The sequence below is a fragment of the Chitinophagales bacterium genome (genome assembly GCA_020636495.1).
Lineage (GTDB): Bacteria > Bacteroidota > Bacteroidia > Chitinophagales > Chitinophagaceae > UBA5543.
In genome coordinates, this window is the sequence record JACJXQ010000008.1 from 1,519,342 (window position 1) to 1,538,942 (window position 19,601).

The following is a 19,601-nucleotide window of genomic DNA, read 5'->3' on the forward strand; positions in this document are numbered from 1 at the left end:
CTATTAGCATTGTAACGTCAGTTACTATTGAAAGTTGCTGTTATCAATGCCTTTGTTGATCTCAACAGACTCAACATTAGCTGTAATTGTTTGTCCTTGTACGTTAGTAACAAGCTTGTGAGGGATGAAATAGCCATTGCCGGCGTCTTTATAATCACTCAGGTCTGTAGTGCCTTCTTCTGCCGAAACAGTTTGTATCAGGTAGCCTGTCTGGGTGTCATAATATTCGGTGGTCTTCTTACCGTTATCACTTACTTCCAGTTTGTAGGCTTCTTTACCGTTTACTGTCTCCATACCTTTTAATTCCCTGGTGATACCATACTTCTCAGGTGTCAGGTCGGCATAGATGTCAGCTTCTTGCTTAGCCCTTACGAGGTCATCTCCGCTTAGTTCTTTTTTCTGGCCACCTGCTTCCATATAGCCTTTAGTGCCATCAAATACTTGTTTTTGCAGCACCATGCCCATACCTTCTATCTTTACGTTGTAGTTAAGCGGAGCTTTCTTCATTTCTGTAATAGTAATCGGAATTTCCTGGCCTGCTACGGCGAATGTTCCTTTGCTTACGGTCTTGATATCTTTGATAGACTTGATCGTTTTTTCACCACCTATTGCCCTGATATAGTTCTTCATAACAGTAGCGGCATTCATGCCATCAGGAGCAGCCTTAGCTACAGTTTCTTTAAAAGGATTACCATAATTGTCATACAGGTCTAATTTACCGTCTGCATCAAAACGCTCCAGCCCCTTTGCTACGTCATCTTTGCTACCTACAACAATGATGTGTGCTTTGTCAGGATGGATGTATTTCTTAGCTATCATCTGAACATCTTCCGGAGTTACAGCGCTCAGGTTTTTCAGGTAGTTAGTATAATAGTCTTTAGGCATGTTGTAGCGCTCGATATTAATAGCATATTGTGCAACGGTCTGAGGGCTTTCCAGTCCTATCGCAAATCCGCCCGACATGTATTTGATCTGGTCTTGCAGTGCTTCATTAGATATCTTCTCGTCGTTCATGCGCTTCATCTCAGCCAGTATCTCAGCAACAGAGCTGTCTGTTACAGCATTGCGGCATTTTGCGTAAGCTGTAAAATTACCTTTCAACTCGTCCTGGGAAATTGAAGAATAAGAACCATAGGTCCAGGCATGTTTTTCGCGCAGGTTCATGAACAGGCGACCCATTGAGCCACCTCCAAGAATTGCATTAGTTACTTTAGCTTTTACTACATCCGGGCTACCTGGTAGCAAGTCTATCGGGTATGTTACGTTGATAACACTTTGCACAGCCTCCGGGCGTGGTACTAATGCTACTTGTGTAGTAGTTGGTGCAGCCGGGTTCGGGTACTTGGTTACAGGTACCTCACCTTTTTGCCATGCACCAAAGTACTTTTCTATCAGCGGTTTTACTTCTTTAAGCGTAACATCACCCACAACAGCCATGTAAGCAACGTTTGGCCTGTAGTATGTTTTGTAGTATTCGTTACATTTTGCCAGGGTTACATTGTCCACTGTTTTTTCATTAGGTACTTCACCGTAAGGGTGGTTGGCACCATAGTTCAGTACCGATGTAACGTTGTTCAGCATGTCGTCCGGCTCATTCTTACTAGCCTGCAGGCCTGATAGGGTGCGTTTCTTTACCTTTTCAACTTCATCTTGTTTGAAGTCTGCATTCATTGCGATATCGCTCATCAGCTCCAGTAATGTATTCTGGTGCTTTTTCAGGCTTTGTCCGAACATGCCTCTTGAGTTGGCATTGATACGCGCACCTATAAAGTCGATCTCTTTATTGAGCTGATCTTTGCTACGTGTTTTGGTACCTGCTGTCAGCAATTCTGATAAAAATGTGCTGTAACCGGCCATTTCGCCTTCCATTTCAGGGTATATGTCAAGCTGTATGCTTGCGCTTACCAACGGAAGTTTGTGGTTCTCTACCACGAAAACTTTAAGGCCGTTTGGTAATACGAAACTTTCGGTTTTGCCTAATTTTATTTCAGGTGCTGGTCCCGGTTTAGGACGTACGCTACGATCCAGGTCACCTTTTTTGGTACCGGTCACGGTAGCCACCTGGTATTGTTGAGCACTTGCATTGATGGCCAGTGCTACGGTTAATATAAAGAGAGATAACTTTTTCATATCTGGTTATTTGTATTGAAGCTGTTTAATGAATGTTGTTGATTAACCTTTCTTTTGTTCAGATTTAGGTAAATAATAAACTACCAGCCTGTTTTCTTTTGTGAAATATTTTTTCGCAACACGCTTCAGATCCTCTTTTGTTATTTTTGTGTAATGGTCCAGCTCTGTATTGATCAGGTTGGCATCGTGGAAGTAGGTATAGTAAGTGGCCAGGTTCTCCGCTATACCCACTACACGTTGGTTCTGGGTAACAAAGTCGTTCTCTGCCTGGTTGATCAGTTTTTTGAATTCCTCATCACCTATCTCACCATTCTTTACTTTTTCTATTTCAGCAAGCATAGACTCTTCTAGAGCAGAAGGTTGTACACCAGCATTGGTGATACCGAACATGAAAGCCATACCCGGATCTTCGTTAGGCAGCATAAAGGCGCCTACAGCCAACGCTTTTTGCTCTTTGTCTACCAGTTCCTTCTGAAAACGCGAACTCTGCCCTTGTGACAACATTTGTGTCAGCAACGAAAGAGCATACCAGTCATCATTACCCATTTCAGGAGTATGGTAAGCTATTACTACTGCCGGTAACTGAATGTTGTCATAAAATTCAACACGTTTCTCAGCTTTCTGTGCAGGCTCTACTTCTGTAGGGCGGGGAACAGCTTTGGTACCCTTAGGTATGCCTGAGAAATATTTATCAATAAATGCCTTGGTCTGGGTAATGTCCAGGTCGCCGGCTATAGAAAGGGTAGCGTTGTTGGGCACGTAGAACGTTTTATAGAAGTCCATGAACTCGCTGATCTTGGCCTGGTCTATGTACTGTTCTTTACCTATCGGCGACCAGCGGTATGGATGCACAGTATACGCGTTCTCAAATACAACGTTCAGCAGTTGGCCATAAGGCGTATTATCGTAGCGCTGTTTCTTTTCTTCTTTTACCACTTTGCGCTGTGTTTCTACGCCTGTTTCGTCAATTTTGGCGTGCAGCATACGCTCCGATTCCATCCACAAAGCCAGCTCCAGTTGGTTAGATGGTAATACTTCATAATAGAAGGTGCGGTCCTGCGAGGTGTTAGCGTTAATTTGTCCTCCGGCACTTTGTACCAGTTTCATGTACTCGCCACGGTCAATGTTCTCACTACCCTCAAACAACAGGTGCTCGAAAAAGTGCGCGAAACCCGTACGTTCCGGGTCTTCGTTCTTAGAACCAACGTGATACATTACCGACACGGCGACAATCGGTGTAGAGTGATCTTCGTGCAGGATCACGTGTAACCCGTTAGGCAAGTCGTATTCGGTAAATTTGATATTACCTTTTGCGTCTGCATTCTGGGCCAGCAGGCCTGCGCTCATCAAAAGCGGGAAAAAAGCTTTAAGCTTCATAGATAAAATATATTATTGTTTCAGTCACAAAAATAAGGTTTCATATGGGATAGGCTAATGTTAAAGTCCTTTTTTGAAATTAATTTCACCCGAATTCTCACCCTGTTTATGCATTTTTGCACAAAATTTTCAAAGAATGATAGATACGGTATTGTTTGATATGGATGGTTTGTTACTGGATACTGAACCTCTCTGGGGCGAAAGTATGCTACGAGTGGCGCTTAAACATAAAATTCCTGTAACGGCAGATAAGTTCAAAGAAACCACGGGGTTACGTATATACGAGGTGACAGATTACTGGGCAATAAAATACCCATGGCAGGGAGCTGCTGCACAGTTGGTGGCCGATGAGATACTGGATGATATCATTGAATTGTCTAAACAAAGGGGCAGGGTAATGCCGGGTGTTATTAAAACCCTGCAGTTACTGAAAAGTAATAATTATAAAACAGGGCTTGCATCGTCATCACCCTCTCGAATGATAGATGAACTGATCACGCATTTTGATTTGAAACAATATTTTGATGTAATTACTTCTGCCGATGTGGTAGAATTGGGCAAACCGCATCCCGCTGTTTTCCTGCATGCGGCAAAGTCGTTAGGGTCTGACCCATTAAATTGTGTAGTACTGGAAGATTCTATCAATGGATTACTGGCAGGTAAATCGGCTCGCATGAAAGTGATCATGGTGCCCGATGTATTACATTTTCACAAACCTGAGTTCATGCTGGGTGATGCCAAACTTACCAGCCTCGAAGAATTTGACCTGGAATTGCTGAAGGCATTGTAATGAGTGGTGTTAACTCCTGGTCAGCACGCCATTGATCAAGGTAAATGATATACCGGCATTCAGCATTATTTCATAACGGTAATTTCTGTCCATGCCATTATACCTGAATATAGCTTCGTGCGAGTCCATTTGCAGCTTCCGGCCTTCCAGCCTGATGTAGGACTGCTTATTAGGCCTGAACTCCAGCCCCGTTGTTATACCCCAAAGCATGAAACCCATTCTATGTCCTGTTGCATCGGTTATTATTTTCGATACCAGTCCATTGGGGTCGTGGAATATTTCACCTCTTGTATACACGCCCCAATGGTCATCGGTATAATAGCCAACTGTTGCCAGTCCGCTGTACATCAGTGCTGCATTGGCCCTGTTAACTAAGTTGGCATGACGTTCCGTGAAAAAGTCTCCTCCTATCTGTAGTTTTATGTTTCCTTCGCGGTAGTTGATATACATGTTATTGGCGAACATGGTTTTACTGATGGTAACGCTATCCGGCGCATCATTGCCAAGGTAATTTGTATAGCCTATGCTCAATGCTTCATTTACAGTATAGTTAACGGCCATGCCCACTGATTTGCGGTGGTTGTTATCGGCATACAGGCCATAACCATTCAGCAGGTACAGGCTTATTTCCCATTGGTCATGAGCGGTATAGTTCAGTCTTGCTGCTGCCTGGTAGTATGGTTCATGAAAAGTACCTACAGTTACAGAACTGGTAATATTCTCGCAAGGCAATAATAACTCTGTCCCGAAGTGCGTACGGAAGAAGCCCACATCTACCCAAAGATTTTTATAGATGCGAAAACCTCCATGTGCCTCCTGTACCAGGTTGTAGGTAGATGACCATGTGCTGCGGGCTATATCTCCCACATGTATGGTAGCCAGCTCACGTATCCGCTTGCCATCAAATTTTGAGGATACCTGTAGGGTGTTCAGGCCTATGGAGTTGCTTACCGGCGATGTGGTAGGGAATTGCTGAAAATCGCCCGGTCCGGTTGAGTCTGTATAGTAGGCATAGTACATATCCATGTATGCAGAAAGAGAGTATGTGGCAACGGTATCCGTTCCCTGTGCCATGCTGAAAAGCGGCAAGAGAAATAGAAATACAAATAAACAGGAAAGTGGGGTATTTATCCTGGTCATGTTCTTTTAAGCGAACTAATCGCGGATAAACATATGGATATTATTCATTATTTTCAATGGGGTTTTTAGGTACTTGGTGGATTTTTACTTGTCCTTCCCCAACCACTCATCTGTAAAGTGCCGTGTGCTTTTATCCTGTGCGAATTTTTCTTTGTTGTATTCATCTGATCGGTTTTTAGGTATGGATAAACTGTTCCAGTCGCCGTTCTTCAACAACTTCGACGCGTAAACTATTTGTCCTACATGGTAGCTATAGTGGGCTATCTGCCTGTTGATGGCCTCCAGTACGGTATGCCCTTCGTTACGTATATACACGATCATGCCCAGGTCGTTGTCAGTGATGCTGCCCAGCGCGTTGAACAGGCATTGCCAGCCTTCTTCCCATTTCTGCATCATGGCTTCGCGGGTCTGTATATCATTCTCAAACTCAGCATCACGTTCGCGCCATGGTTTTTCGCCATCAGTGGTCAGGAAGTCGGTCCACCTGCTCATCATATTGCCCCACATATGTTTCACAATGGTGGCTATACTGTTGCTGTCTTCATTCAGTTGTACAAACAGGCGGTCGTCAGCTACCTGTGCCATCGCCTTTTCGCCAAGGGCTTTGTAATAGTTGAATTGCCTGTCTATACTTTTTAAATAGCCTAAGTCTGCCATCTTCTTAATGTTTTTATTCGTCTAAGTATATGCCCGGCCTGCTTATCTCCATCCAGCGTGTCGGTTCTGCTATAGGCTCAAAACCATAGCGTGTGTACAGGCTGTGGGCGTCTAAAGTTCCTAAAAATATTTTTCTCAGTCGTGTCACCCATTCCATCCCGAGTAGTATTTCCATCATCTTCTTGCTAAGCCCCTGCCCGCGGTGTTCTTCTTCAATATACACATCTGCCAGGTAGGCAATGGTAGTATAGTCTGTTATCAGTCTTGCATAACCCACCTGTATACCATCTTTCAATACACCGATGCAAAATGAATTGTCAAACCCTCCCTTTACAACCTCAAAAGGTATGTCCTTCACCCAATACGATTTTTCCGACAGCCATTTGTGAATTGCTTCCACCTGCATGAGGTTTTTGTCTGTTGTCAGCAGGTAGCCGTTGTATGGTATGTGCACCGGTGTGTGCATATGTGATTATATTACAGTGTTCCAATTGTATTTATCAGGGGCTTCACCGTTCCTTATAGCATTCAGTGCGTCTTTCAGTTTGTGTGCTATAGAATCATCACCTATGTAGCAATTATAATCTGTGTCTCCAATGCCTATTGCCTCAATAGGTGCTACCACTGCTGCAGTACCTGCTCCGAATGCTTCTACGCGCTTGCCTTTTTCCAGTGCGTCTTTTATCTCCCTGTGTGTTACCGGGCGCACAGCTACGTGCATGCCCATATCTTCGGCAAGGGCCAGTAGCGAGTCTCTTGTTACACCGTCCAGTATCGTTCCTCCTAATGGCGGTGTTACCAGTACCTCATCCATATAGAACATCAGGTTCATTGTTCCTGACTCCTCAATGTATTCATGCCTGCGGCTGTCTGTCCACATTACCTGGTCGTAGCCGGCTTGCTGTGCTTTGCGTGCCGGGTAGTAGGCCCCGCCATAGTTACCGCCGCACTTGGCAAAACCTGTACCGCCAAATGCGGCCCTGCTGTACTGCTCTTCTACTTTTACACGCAACGGTTTGGCGTAGTATTGGTACGCAGGTGTACATACGATCATGAATATATAGTTGTCAGATATTTTAACACCCAGCCTTTCTTCTGATGCTATCATGAACGGGCGGATGTATAAAGAACCATCCTCATCTTCAGGTATCCATGCCGCATCCAGTTGCACCAGCTGCTTCAGTGCTTCCTGGAAAAGTGTTTCAGGTACAGCCGGCATACACATCCTGTCCAGCGATTTGCAGAAACGGTCATAGTGTTTGTCTGCCCTGAATATATTGATGCGGCCATCCGCCATTTTAAAAGCTTTCATACCTTCAAATACGGTTTGCCCATAGTGCAGGCACAAGGCTATGGGACTCATACTCAGGTTCTCAAACGGCACTATACGACTGTTGCTCCATCCGCCATTGCTGTACTCTGATATGAACATATGGTCGGTAGGCGTTATGCCGAATGGTATGGACTTCGTGTCTTTTACCTGTTTTTGTTCCTTTTCTGTTATCGTTATCATACTGCTTCTTTTTTTACTCATAAACAATTTTTACTCCGCCACTGCTATTTCAGGTTGCAGGGCGGCTGCTTGTGTCATTTTTTGTTTCTGTTTCCGGTATCCTGCATTTACAAGATACACACCTGATACTATTCCTGCAAAGGACAACCCCGTAAACCAGGTAAGCCTTTCACCCATGATAAAATAGCCCAGTATCACGGCTACCAGTGGGTTAACGTAGGCATATAGTGTAACAATACCTACAGGTAATACTTTCAGTGCAAACATATAGGCAGTAAATGCCAGGAACGAGCCCACTATGATAAGGTAGGCCATTGCCTTCAATGCATCGGGTTGAAACGGTTCGAAGTTATCATAGCTGTCTATCGCGGGACTGAGTAGTAACAGGAAAAATCCACCGAAGAACAACTGCATAGCTGCATTGAATATCGGGTTCTTTACGCCTGCCAGCTGTTTGCTTTTTATACTGCCGAATGCCCAGCTCATAGTACCTATAAATATGGCTATCATGCCCCAGAAGTAAACAGGGTTAGCCAGGTCGGCCAGGTTGTCTCTGAATATTAATGCGACACCGCCCATAGCCAGCAACAACCCCGTAACGATCATCGGGTTCACTTTGTCATCTCTTACCATGAATATATTCAGCATCACGGCATTCAGCGGCATCATCGAGCAGATGAGTGCTGCCACGCCGCTGGGTACGGTCTTTTCAGAATAAGATACTATACCATTACCCACCGTTATCATGAAAAAGCCGATCATCATATTCATCAGTATGGTTCTTCGTGATATATCGGCCTTTTTATATACCGCTATGGCAAATACCGCCATCAAAGTCCCCGCTATAACTTGCCTTAAACCGGCAAACAGGAAGGCGGGGTAGTGCATCACGGCTATGCGTATGGCGAGGTATGTGGTGCCCCAGGCTATGCTCAGGAAGGCTATTGCAATATATGCTTTGGTGTTGTTATTCATCTGATACCGCAAATATCAGCCAATTTTCAAAACCAAAACAGATACAATTTTTTATTTTTAGACCATAACAGTTTATTTTTATGTTATGAAGAACGATAAAGGTAACCACCTGTATATAGCCATAGCTGAGGATATAGAACAGCGCATTATGAGTAACGTACTACCCATTGGCGAAAAGCTGCCCAGCGTGCGTGCCCTGAGCAAGATGCATGATGTGAGCATGAGTACCAGCCTACAGGCTTATTACCACCTGGAGGGCAAAGGGCTGATAGAGGCAAGGCCGCAATCAGGATATTTCGTTCGGTTCAATCCCTCCCGTTTCCCTAAAAAGGTAGAGAAGAGTAACCCTAGTCTTACGGCGAAAGCCAAGAGCGTGGAGGCCATCATTTCAGAAGTGTATGACGATTTCGCCATGCCGGATACCACACGTTTTTCACTCAGTGTTCCCGCACCGGAGTTATTGCCTATAGCCAAGCTAAACAAAGCTATGGTGCAGGCTATGCGCGAACTGCCCGCCAGTGGTACTTCATACGAAACGATACAGGGTAATGAGTCGTTGCGCAGGCAGATTGCCAAATCATCTATAGAGTGGGGCGGCCATTTGCAACCTGATGATATTATTACTACTGCGGGATGTATGAATGCCATTGCTTATTGCCTGCTGTCACTTACCAAACCGGGTGATATCATTGCCGTAGAAAGCCCTACTTATTTTGGCGTACTCCGTTTTGCGGAAAGCATAGGCCTGAAGGTGTTGGAGTTGCCAACAGACCCCGACACGGGTGTAGACCCCGCCGACCTGGAAAAAGCACTGAATAAGTATGATATCAAAGCTTGTTTCTTTGTTACCAACTTCAGCAACCCCCTCGGCTACTGTATGCCCGATGACCAGAAGGAAGCGCTGGTAAAACTGCTGGCCAAACATGGTGTGCCACTTATTGAAGATGACCTGTATGGTGATGTATACTTTGGTAAACAACGCCCCCGATCCTGCAAGAGTTTTGATGAAGAAGGCAATGTGCTTTGGTGTGGTTCAATATCCAAGACGCTTGCACCGGGTTTCAGGGTAGGCTGGGTAGCACCCGGCAAGTACCATAAAAAGATCAAGCGCCTGAAATTATACAACAGTATTACGTCGGCCACACCACAGCAGGCGGCAATAGCCAACTTTATGGCAGAGGGGCGCTACCACCACCATATGCGTAAACTACGGCAGACACTACATGCCAACGGGCTGCAATTCATCCGTGCGATTGATGAATATTTTCCCGAAGGTATTAAGATGAACAGCCCGCAGGGTGGGTATATCCTATGGCTGGAACTGGATAAAAAGATAGATACCTACAACCTGTACCGCGAAGCCATACAACACAAAATAAGCATCGCCCCGGGTACTATGTTTACCCTGCAGGAAAGGTACGGCAATTGTATGCGCATCAGCTACGGTATGCCATGGGATGATAAAGTAGACAAAGCCCTTAAAACACTGGGTAGACTTGTTAAGGGGATGATGTAAAAATATTTGTGATACCTTCGCAACCCAACAATAACACATGCCTGAATTAGTTATCAACCGTTCGTCCGATTTTATCAATAAGTACAAAGACATCAAAATAATGGTGGACGGCAATGCCATTGGCACTATAGCTGATGGGGAAACAAAAGTATTTACCATACCCGCAGGTGAACATACTATAAGAGCCAAAATGGACTGGCGAGGCAGTGTTGAAAGAAAGCTAACGGTTAAGGAAAGTGGTAAAGTGACGTTTAAACTGGCAGGCTTTAAAGGACAAAAGCTGACATTGATACTGCTGGCAATAGCTGTTCTGTCCACCTTTGTATTGCCCCGGAGTACCGAGGTTTATATCCGTTCAGGTATATTATTGGTTTGTGTGGGTAGTATACTCGGCTATATGTCTTACCTCTATACTTTTGGCCGCAACAAGTACCTTACATTAGAACAGGAATAAAACTATTGCTTCTTTTTAGTGAACTTATAATGCGTCTGCCCGAACCCGGCAGCCTTGTAAAATTCATGCGATTCCGTTCTGCGAAAACCACTGGCTACCTCCAGCATATCATATTCTTTATCAGCTAAAATACCTTCAAGGTGTGCTACCAGCAGCTTACCTATTCCTTTGCCCCTGTATGCTGTGTCAACAAACAGCTCCTGTATTTCGTACACATAATTAAGGTGGTGCAGCAGCAACTGCCCGTGACAACTCAGGTAACCAACAGGTACACCATTATCAATAGCAAGCAGGTAATGATACTTACTGTTGCCGATGTTCTCGGTATAATACTCCCCGAAAAGCACCCTGTCAAATACCATGTCTTCCAGCTCGCAAACAAAGCGGTACACGTTGTCAACATCAGCGGCAGTGGCTTTTCTTATCTGTATGTTACTCATATGTTATCGTATGCTAATTTACATGTTCCCCATCCATGTACATCATTGCATTAGTAATTTTTTTTTTTAATATCAAGGTGAAAAACACCCTATAACAGGTAAGGTATAATGAGTATGTTTATGCTATCAAAATACACATACAATGATGAGGAGCATAACTATCACTTTTTGCCTGTTATTTACAATTGCGGCGTCAGCTCAAACACCCATACTGAAACTTGACTACAGCAAGACGGATGGTAGTCAGAAGTCTGACAGGTCATATGCGTTGTTCAATTCAGGGCCAAAAGCAGATTTTAGTCCCACCTCGCTCAATAAATATATTTACGACCAGGGTACATTCGATGTATTACGTTCCGTATCGGTGCAAACATTGGGTAGTGCTACACATATCTATTCAGAGTTTGGCAGTTTTTTGTTCGGCCCGGTGCGTATGGGTATCGGCGGTTCGTTCTCTACCACGGGCGATACAACCGAAGACGCAGCTATTGCTACCAGCCTGGAGCGTATCATGAATGCGGGCGGTTCGCTCAATTTCAATTTCCTGATGCCTTTGTATTTTCACCGCTCTGCCAATGACCAGTTGCATTTCGGTTTTTTTGCACAAACCGTTTGGGGTATTAACCCGAATATAAATGATAGCACGGGACAAACATCCTATGCCTCATCCGACCTCAATTTTATCAACCACACAGGTCTGGCTATGCAGCTCTACATCAGCAGCAACAACCAGAAAGCAAGACTGTATTTCGAAGTGCCGGTACATTATGTATGGGGCAACTCGGCGGCTGAATTACATATACCTGATTATACGGCTATCAAGTTAAAGGCCGGCGTCATTATAGTCGATATGATCAGCTTCTATATTTCAGGGCCTTTATATGCTACTACCGGCAGGGTACAACGTGCGCCTTTTGCCATGTCTGTACAGGTGTCGCCATCTGTTATCGCCAAGCAACTCAATGCTAAGTAGGAATACTTTATTCGTATTTGGTAACTTTAGCAAATGGCAGGATATGGCACATTGCTGATGGTTATGCTTGTAGCGTTGAACACTATTTCGGCGCAACCGGGTGTAGAGGGAAAAGATGACAACGGATTCGCCTCGCCCGAACTGAAGGCAAAAATTAAAGAGGTAAACGCTCTTGCTATACCAACCGCTGAGAATGCAGCCTTTCGTCATTATGATCTGGCTGTAATGTATAATGCAAAGAACGATGAGGAGAACACAAGCAGGCATATGCTGGCAATACCTCCATATATCCTCATGTTTCGCGGGCTGAGTCCTTCGGGTATGGATGCGTTCCTGCAGAAGTTCAGGTTGAAAAATGAGGTTAAGGATACGATAAAAAAACGTTTTGCTGCCGCGTATAACGCTCCACACCCGGCTGAGTATGATTCATTCAGCAAATACTATTTCAATATTATATCACTGAAACATGTGTTGGATTCTGTTCCGGGACCATACAGGGCAGATGTAGAGCAGCAGTTGCATATTGCTGATTCTGTCCAATCCATTTTCCTGCGTGAATATGTATTAAAGAACGGCTGGCCTGCTCCTGAAGCTGGTGCTTTATATGCTGCTTACCTGGCCGGCAGGGATATAGAACATTATTATGATTACCTGCCTCCAATGCTTGATGCCTTCAGCAAACAGTGGATACCATTGTCTATGTTGCAGAAGATACAGCAGAACAAAAGTGCCTATAGTACATTCATGGAAATGAACTTATTGAAGAGAAACGGTTATGCATGTTTCGACGTTACAGGCTTTATGGATGTGCCGGGTATTGGTGTGCTGAGCTCCCGCAAAGTAATGAACGATATATGGGCTGCATATGCGGCTAATTGTCCCATAGCACAGTTCATAATTATGCGCTACACCAATGATCCGAAAAAATACAGCTACGAGGTAGAACATAACAAGTTAAAAAACTGCGGTGACAATTGTGACGATAAACTTTGGCCTATGTTTGAAAAAGCTTGCCCGGAATATTGGAAAAATGAGGATAGAACAAGGATACGTTTTGAGCATTTACCCAATTACAATTATGCAAAAGACAGGGAAGAACTCATCCTTGTCTATGGCGAAAAGGAATAAGTTGCTCCTGCGGCTTAAACACTTTTCAACCAGCCTGTCAGGCTCACCCTGGTACGGTTGGCGGGGTTCACTTCGTGTTCCAGTTCGTCACTTTTAAAGAAAACGGTACGCCCGCCCAGCGGTGTTATCTTTTCGGTCTTATCGCCGGGGTATATAACTAAATGTCCGCCATCTGTTTCCTGCCAGTCGTCGTTCAGGTAGGTAATAAAAGAGAACTTGCGCGCGCTGTTGTTCCTGAACTGGTCAAGATGGCGTTTGTAAAAACTGCCCGGCTCGTATATCGCATAGTGAAACTCATAGTCGTTGATACCTGTATAGCAGGTGCTGTTCAGGTAGCTGATGAAAGCCTCTACCTTGTCTATGAACTCCAGCTCGAACTCGTTCGTACTGCTTTTGTCTATCCAGTATATCTTATCGCTGCGCACCTGCATATCATATACTTTCGATACGCCCAGCCCCGTACCTGCGGGCGATAGCTCATCCCGCTGGTTCAGTACTTCAAGGTTCTTACGTAGTTCTGTGGTCAGCCTGTCGTCAAGAAATTGGTTACAGATACCTGCCTGGTTCTGTATATAGCCGTCTATCAGCTCATCAAATTGCGCACTCATGCATAAGCCTCGGGTTATTTTGCTGATATACGTTGTGGGCCTTATACCAGGTAATCAAAGGCGGCGCGAATGTATGGTGGTTTTTTGGTATAAAATACAAGCACGAGATACATTTTTTGTTTGTTATCCGTTTGAGAAAAGACAAGTCAATACCCTACAGATAAGGTTCCATTAGCATGGTAATGGTAGCATTGATAAATATCATATTGAATATTAACCGAAAATTCAATATTTTTAACGAATATTCATGAATTTATTTTTAGATATGAAGAGGATCTGTCTGGCAGGTATACTTGCCTTCGCGTCAGCTGCTGCTTATGCACAAGCCCCGGTTGAGGGGGATAATACCACACCCGTGCTATTCAGGGATGTAGTGGAACAGTACGAACAAACGCACGATATGGATCGTGAAGAAGAATTTGAAAATGGGATCGAAGTAGAAGGGGAAGGCTACCATTACGACCGCTGGAAGTGGTACTGGTCGCAACACCTGGACGAGAATGGCTACATGGTGTCTTCTGCAGCTAACTTTATTGAGGGGCAGAAAGCGCAGAACAATGCACGATCAAAAACAACCGCTAACCAATCGGACTGGAAGTTTGTGGGGCCTACATTGTCATATAGTGGCTACGGAGGCATAGGCCGTGTAAATTGCGTCGCCTTTCATCCAACTGATTCTAATACCTATTGGGTAGGAACAGCCGGAGGGGGGGCCTGGAAGACCACCAATGACGGTGCGACCTGGACAGCTATGACGCACAGCCTGGCGGTACTCGGCGTATCTGATATCGATATTAACCCTAAAAACCCGAATACGATTTATCTCTGCCCCGGCGATCGCGATGCTTCTGATACTTACAGCCTGGGTGTGCTTAAGTCTACAGATGGCGGAGCCACATGGGGTGTCACAGGACTGACGTGGACACCTTCCCAGTTCAGGCTTACCAACTGCCTGGTCATCAACCCGCAGGATACGAATTCGCTCACAGTTGCTACCAGCGTCGGGATATACAAGTCTTATAACGGCGGTGCTAACTGGACCTCTGTACAATCGGGCCATTTTAAACAGGTTGTCTATCACCCGACAGACACAAGCATCCTGTATGCTCCTAAAAATGATGGTACAAGGGACATTTACCGTTCAACCGACGGTGGTGCTACCTGGACCACGGTTACCAGCTTCAACAACGCCAGGAGGATACAGGTGGCAGTTACTCCGGCCAATCCTTCGTTGGTAATGGCTGTGGTTTGTAACAGTTCTAATGGACTGATGGGTATCTATAAGTCTACTAATTCGGGCGCATCTTTCTCCCAGGTATATGTTCCTTCTGGCAGCAATTGTAATTCAAAAACGGGCGACCTGATAGTAGGTGCGCTAAATGGTAAGGGTTGTGGTAACCAGGGTTGGTACGACCTGACCATTGCTGTCAATCCCACAAATGCTAATGAAGTATACGTAGGTGGTGTTAATACATATGGTTCTAACAATGGTGGTGTTTCATGGTCGTTGGTTACGGAGTGGTATTCGAATGCTCCCGGTGTTATGACCGTGCACGCTGATAAACATGCTCATGAATATCATCCGCTTACCGGAGAATTGTTCGAAGGTAACGATGGAGGTCTTTATAAAACACGCCTGCCGCAGAGTACTTTATGGACGGATATTTCCAATGGCTTAGGTGTGACCCAGTTCTATCGTAATGCTGTGACCAATGCTGCCAACTATGCATTGGGTGGTGCGCAGGATAATGGCTCTAAAGGCTGGCAGGGTGGTACCTGGTACGACCTGACGGGTGGTGACGGAATGGAGTGCCAGGCAGACCCGCTGGATTCAAATGTATTCTATACTGCGGTGCAAAACGGGGAGTTGAGACGTACAACAAACGGCGGTAACAGCTTTACAGACATCCAGGATAATATACCCGGCAAGCCGTCAGGTGCATGGATAACGCCATATCTCATAACTCCCGATAGTAATATGCACCTCATAGCAGGATATAAAGAGATATATTACAGCCCTGACAGGGGTAACAACTGGATGTCAATACAAGGATCTGAAATAACCGGTGGTAAATGCTACAGGTTGGCAATGACAGGTGGCAAACATCCTACTATTTACGCGTTGTTCCCTGATACACAAGTTGTGTTCTATGCAAAGAACTATGTACACGGCGCTACAGCTACATTTGATACGATCATTGTTCCTTATAGTGGCAATATGTCAGACATCAAAGCACACCCTACGGACAGCGGCAGGTTCTTTGTTTCTTTCAGCGGCTACAATACCAACCGTATTGTGGAGTATAACAAAGGAGTTTGGACTCCGATAGCCGGGGGCTTGCCTAACATTCCTGTCAAGTGTATCGAATATGACAGCTCACTGAGTGTTTTGTATGTAGGTACAGATATTGGTGTGTATTACAGGGATACATCTACCAACAATCTCTGGGCATCATTCCAGAAGAATATGCCATCTATTGAGGTGACCGACCTGGGCATAAATTATACAACGAAAGAGATATGGGCGTCTACTTACGGCCGGGGTATGTGGAATTCGGTCAAGCAGGGTTCATATGTTATACCACCGGATACGACAGATACCACTGATACAACCAACTATGTCATCATCATACCTTATGCTGATGATGTGTTCCGTTTAGCGCCTAACCCTTCTGAAGGCCAGTTTAAAATAATAGCAGGTCCTTCAATGCAGGCAGGTAAGGCACTAAGGGTAAATGTCATTGACTTTACGGGAAAAACAGTTGTAAGCAGGGAAGAAAAGCTGGATGGTGGTAAAAGAATAGATGTCGATGTAAAAGGGATGCCTCCGGGTGTTTATATTGTCGAACTGAAAGATCATAATTCAGTACTTGGCCGAAAACGGGCGGTCATACGATAACCATATTCATCGGCGGCAGTTATTATTGCCGCCGATGTTGTTAAATATAATATTACATTACCTGTACGATCAGGAACTTAAGGTATTGCGTGGTAGGTATATGCCACATAATAGGATGATCTGAAGCCTGCGTTTGCCAGGTAACCTGTCTGAGTTTGCGCTTGGCATCTTTGGCAGCCAGCTCAATGGTTTTGAGAAATAGGTCGGGTGGCACAAGGTTAGTGCACGATGCCGTCACCAGGAAGCCACCCGGTTTTACCATCTTCATCCCCCTCAGGTTGATCTCCTTATAACCTGTTATTGCCTTCTGGATGTTAGCCCTGCTCTTGGTAAAGGCTGGCGGGTCCAGCATCACCACATCATACTTACGTCCTTCTTTAGCCCATACTTTAAGAACATCAAAAGCATTTACGGCTTCAAATTTGCACACTTTATCATATCCGTTCAGCTTTGCATTGGCGGTTGACATGGCTACTGCATTTTCAGATATATCAAGCCCTAAAACACTTTTGGCACCGTAATGCGCGGCGTGTAAAGAGAAGGTGCCTGTGTAGCAGAAAGCTTCGAGCACATTAGCTCCCTTCACAATATGCTGTATAGCCCTGCGGTTATCCTGTTGGTCCAGGAAGTAGCCTGTCTTTTGCCCGTTCTCAATATCCACGTGAAACTTCAGGCCGTTTTCATTAATGATAATATTAGTATCAAAAGGTTTAGACAGAAAACCTTTTATCTGTGGCAGGTCTTCCAGATCCCTTACAGGCACGTCATTCCGCTCGTAGATACCCTTGGGAGAGAATATTCTTTGCAGTGCTTCTACTATAGCATCCTTCCAAATGTCAATGCCAAGTGCCAGTGTTTGTATTACAAAATAGTCATTGAATTTATCTATAATGAGTGCCGGCAACCCGTCTGCTTCACCGAATATCAGCCTGCAGTTCTCTACATAGCCTATCTGTTGCCTGTATTCCCATGCTTCTTTCAGTTTGTTGTAGAAAAAATCCTTGTCTACCTGTTCGTCTTTGTCTCTTGTCAGCAGCCTGATCCTAATTTGAGATGAAGGGTTGATATAACCTTTTCCAACAAAGGAGCCGTTATATGAGTATACTTCAACAATATCTCCCGGTTCATATTTGCCCTCACTATCACCAAGCTCGTTGGAAAATATCCAGGGGTGCCCATTTACCACCCTGTCACCTATCTTTTTACGTAAGAAAAATTTGGCCATGGCGCAAATGTATAGAATTCATATGGCTCTTTCATTTTCTTATGTAATGTGCCATTTAGTTACTTATTTTTGCGCTGTCCGGATATGTTGCAAAAACTAACGATCAATAATTACGCTATTATAGACCACCTGGTGGTAGCGCCTGCTGCAGGGCTTAACATTGTTACAGGCGAAACAGGCGCCGGAAAGAGTATTATACTCGGGGCCCTCTCTTTGATCCTGGGTGAGCGGGCAGATACCTCCGTACTTATCAATAAGGATGAAAAATGTATCGTAGAGGCACTGTTTGACGTAAAGGGCAACGAAACATTCAGGGCAGCTATAGAGGAAGAAGAACTGGACTACGATGAGCAGTGTATCATACGCAGAGAGATAAACACGAGTGGGAAATCAAGGGCATTTGTCAATGATACACCTGTGCGCCTTGATGTGTTGAACAGGCTCACGTCACTACTGGTAGACCTGCACCAACAGTTCGACCATTTGGCACTGGATAATAGTCATTTTCAGATGAATGTACTTGATGCGGTGGCCGGCAATAATACATTGAGGAAAGACTACTCAGCATGTTATACCGAATACAGGAACATAACAAAAATACTGGATGCTCTCAAAACCCGGAAAGCTGAATGGCAGAAAGAAGCAGACTATAAAAAGTTTCTGCTGGATGAGTTGCAGGAAGCTGCGCTAAAGAATGATGAAATTGAGGAGGCTGAGCAGCACCTGAAACAGCTTACTCATGCTGAACGCATCACACAGGTTTTGCTGGAGACGCTAACAGTGCTGAATGAAGGTGAACATCCGCTTGTAAATGAACTGAAACGACTGTTACAGCAGTTAGATACAATTTCAACTTTGATGCCGGAAGCAAAAGCAGTGATAGAAAGGTTGAATTCTGTGCACATAGAGCTGAAGGATATAGCAGATGAAGTAGAGAATATTGCAGGTACAGTTACTATTGATGAAGAAGAGATACAACGATTGCAGGATAGGGTAGACATAGGTTACAAACTGCTGAAAAAACATAATGTACAAACAACGAATGAATTACTGGATATTGTTGCAGACCTGGTAAAAGACTTGCAAGCCAGCCTGGATATAGAAGATGCCATCGGAGATACGGAAACTCAATTGCAACAGTTGTCAGAAAAATTGATGGGTATAGCCGGCAAACTTTCTGCTGCAAGGGGTAAACATGCAAAACTATTCTCTGTAGAGGTAAATAAACTACTGGCATTGGTAGGCATGCCCAACGCTTTGTTCAGTGTGCAGGTTGATAAGAAAGATATGCCCGGAGAACTGGGTATCGACCATGTTCAGTTTTACTTAGACGCAAATAAAAGCGGCAGCCTTCAACCTGTGCATAAGGCTGCTTCAGGGGGGGAAATGAGCCGTATCATGCTTTGTATCAAATCACTGACGGCAAAGGCTATGGAATTGCCTACGCTCATTTTTGACGAGGTGGATACCGGCGTGTCGGGAGAAGCTGCTAAGCAGGTAGGTATACTGTTACATGGATTAGCCCGATATCACCAGGTTATTTGTATCACACACCAACCGCAGGTAGCAGCCAAAGCTGATCATCATATGTATGTATACAAAGAGGCTGAACGTACCGGCAGAATAACAACAAGGGTAAGCGTACTGACAAAAGACGAGAGAATACTGGCTATCGCCAAAATGATAGGTGGCGAAGAGCCTGGCAAAGCAGCATTGCAGAACGCAAAAGAATTAGTGACTGCATAAAATAAATTGAATATAAAAAGGAAGGGCATG

At 44.6% G+C, this 19,601-nt stretch carries 17 protein-coding genes; 7 read left to right on the forward strand and 10 right to left on the reverse strand.

Annotation, left to right across the window (positions count from 1 at the left end; all coding sequences use genetic code 11):
- Positions 1–24: 24 nt before the first annotated feature.
- The gene (locus tag H6550_06550; GenBank protein MCB9045781.1) at positions 25–2,130 is read right to left on the reverse strand and encodes an insulinase family protein; all 2,106 of its coding nucleotides are present in this window, start codon (positions 2,128–2,130) and stop codon (positions 25–27) included.
- Positions 2,131–2,172: 42 nt separating this feature from the next.
- Entirely contained in the window at positions 2,173–3,507 is a 1,335-nt protein-coding gene (locus H6550_06555; protein MCB9045782.1) for an insulinase family protein, read from the reverse strand.
- Positions 3,508–3,643: 136 nt separating this feature from the next.
- On the opposite strand from H6550_06555, the gene hxpB reads away from it, so the two are divergent.
- Positions 3,644–4,297 (forward strand): hexitol phosphatase HxpB, encoded by a 654-nt coding sequence (hxpB, locus tag H6550_06560; protein MCB9045783.1) that lies wholly within the window; start codon positions 3,644–3,646, stop codon positions 4,295–4,297.
- A gap of 9 nt (positions 4,298–4,306) precedes the next feature.
- Here the strand turns inward: hxpB and H6550_06565 are convergent, their stop codons facing one another.
- The 5 genes from H6550_06565 to H6550_06585 all read right to left on the reverse strand — a co-directional run bounded on the left by H6550_06565 (position 4,307) and on the right by H6550_06585 (position 8,582).
- Positions 4,307–5,371 (reverse strand): outer membrane beta-barrel protein, encoded by a 1,065-nt coding sequence (locus tag H6550_06565; GenBank protein ID MCB9045784.1) that lies wholly within the window; start codon positions 5,369–5,371, stop codon positions 4,307–4,309.
- A 150-nt stretch (positions 5,372–5,521) separates the two neighbouring features.
- Positions 5,522–6,094 carry a DUF1572 family protein gene (locus H6550_06570; GenBank protein MCB9045785.1) on the reverse strand — a complete coding sequence of 191 codons (573 nt, stop codon included), beginning with the start codon at positions 6,092–6,094 and terminating at the stop codon, positions 5,522–5,524.
- A gap of 13 nt (positions 6,095–6,107) precedes the next feature.
- Positions 6,108–6,560, reverse strand: coding sequence for a GNAT family N-acetyltransferase (locus H6550_06575; GenBank protein ID MCB9045786.1), 453 nt, complete (start codon positions 6,558–6,560; stop codon positions 6,108–6,110).
- 6 nt (positions 6,561–6,566) lie between these two features.
- The gene (locus H6550_06580; GenBank protein ID MCB9045787.1) at positions 6,567–7,607 is read right to left on the reverse strand and encodes a branched-chain amino acid aminotransferase; all 1,041 of its coding nucleotides are present in this window, start codon (positions 7,605–7,607) and stop codon (positions 6,567–6,569) included.
- Positions 7,608–7,637: 30 nt separating this feature from the next.
- Entirely contained in the window at positions 7,638–8,582 is a 945-nt protein-coding gene (locus H6550_06585; GenBank protein ID MCB9045788.1) for an EamA family transporter, read from the reverse strand.
- Positions 8,583–8,667: 85 nt separating this feature from the next.
- Between H6550_06585 and H6550_06590 the strand changes: the two genes are divergently transcribed.
- Positions 8,668–10,098, forward strand: a complete 1,431-nt coding sequence (locus tag H6550_06590) for a PLP-dependent aminotransferase family protein (GenBank protein MCB9045789.1) — start codon at positions 8,668–8,670, stop codon at positions 10,096–10,098.
- Positions 10,099–10,135: 37 nt separating this feature from the next.
- Entirely contained in the window at positions 10,136–10,552 is a 417-nt protein-coding gene (locus H6550_06595) for a hypothetical protein (protein MCB9045790.1), read from the forward strand.
- Between the two features lie 2 nt (positions 10,553–10,554).
- Here the strand turns inward: H6550_06595 and H6550_06600 are convergent, their stop codons facing one another.
- Positions 10,555–10,992: a GNAT family N-acetyltransferase gene (locus H6550_06600; protein ID MCB9045791.1), complete on the reverse strand. Its 438-nt coding sequence runs from the start codon at positions 10,990–10,992 to the stop codon at positions 10,555–10,557.
- 142 nt (positions 10,993–11,134) lie between these two features.
- Between H6550_06600 and H6550_06605 the strand changes: the two genes are divergently transcribed.
- Positions 11,135–11,965 (forward strand): hypothetical protein, encoded by an 831-nt coding sequence (locus H6550_06605; GenBank protein MCB9045792.1) that lies wholly within the window; start codon positions 11,135–11,137, stop codon positions 11,963–11,965.
- A 33-nt stretch (positions 11,966–11,998) separates the two neighbouring features.
- The gene (locus H6550_06610) at positions 11,999–13,093 is read left to right on the forward strand and encodes a hypothetical protein (protein ID MCB9045793.1); all 1,095 of its coding nucleotides are present in this window, start codon (positions 11,999–12,001) and stop codon (positions 13,091–13,093) included.
- 14 nt (positions 13,094–13,107) lie between these two features.
- On the opposite strand, the gene H6550_06615 is transcribed toward H6550_06610, so the two are convergent.
- Positions 13,108–13,701, reverse strand: a complete 594-nt coding sequence (locus H6550_06615; GenBank protein ID MCB9045794.1) for a 2OG-Fe(II) oxygenase — start codon at positions 13,699–13,701, stop codon at positions 13,108–13,110.
- Between the two features lie 265 nt (positions 13,702–13,966).
- On the opposite strand from H6550_06615, the gene H6550_06620 reads away from it, so the two are divergent.
- Positions 13,967–16,600: a T9SS type A sorting domain-containing protein gene (locus H6550_06620; protein ID MCB9045795.1), complete on the forward strand. Its 2,634-nt coding sequence runs from the start codon at positions 13,967–13,969 to the stop codon at positions 16,598–16,600.
- A 52-nt stretch (positions 16,601–16,652) separates the two neighbouring features.
- Here the strand turns inward: H6550_06620 and H6550_06625 are convergent, their stop codons facing one another.
- On the reverse strand, positions 16,653–17,825 hold the full coding sequence (locus H6550_06625) for a class I SAM-dependent rRNA methyltransferase (protein ID MCB9045796.1): 1,173 nt from the start codon (positions 17,823–17,825) through the stop codon (positions 16,653–16,655).
- An 84-nt stretch (positions 17,826–17,909) separates the two neighbouring features.
- Between H6550_06625 and recN the strand changes: the two genes are divergently transcribed.
- Positions 17,910–19,571: a DNA repair protein RecN gene (gene recN / locus H6550_06630; protein ID MCB9045797.1), complete on the forward strand. Its 1,662-nt coding sequence runs from the start codon at positions 17,910–17,912 to the stop codon at positions 19,569–19,571.
- Positions 19,572–19,601: the final 30 nt, after the last annotated feature.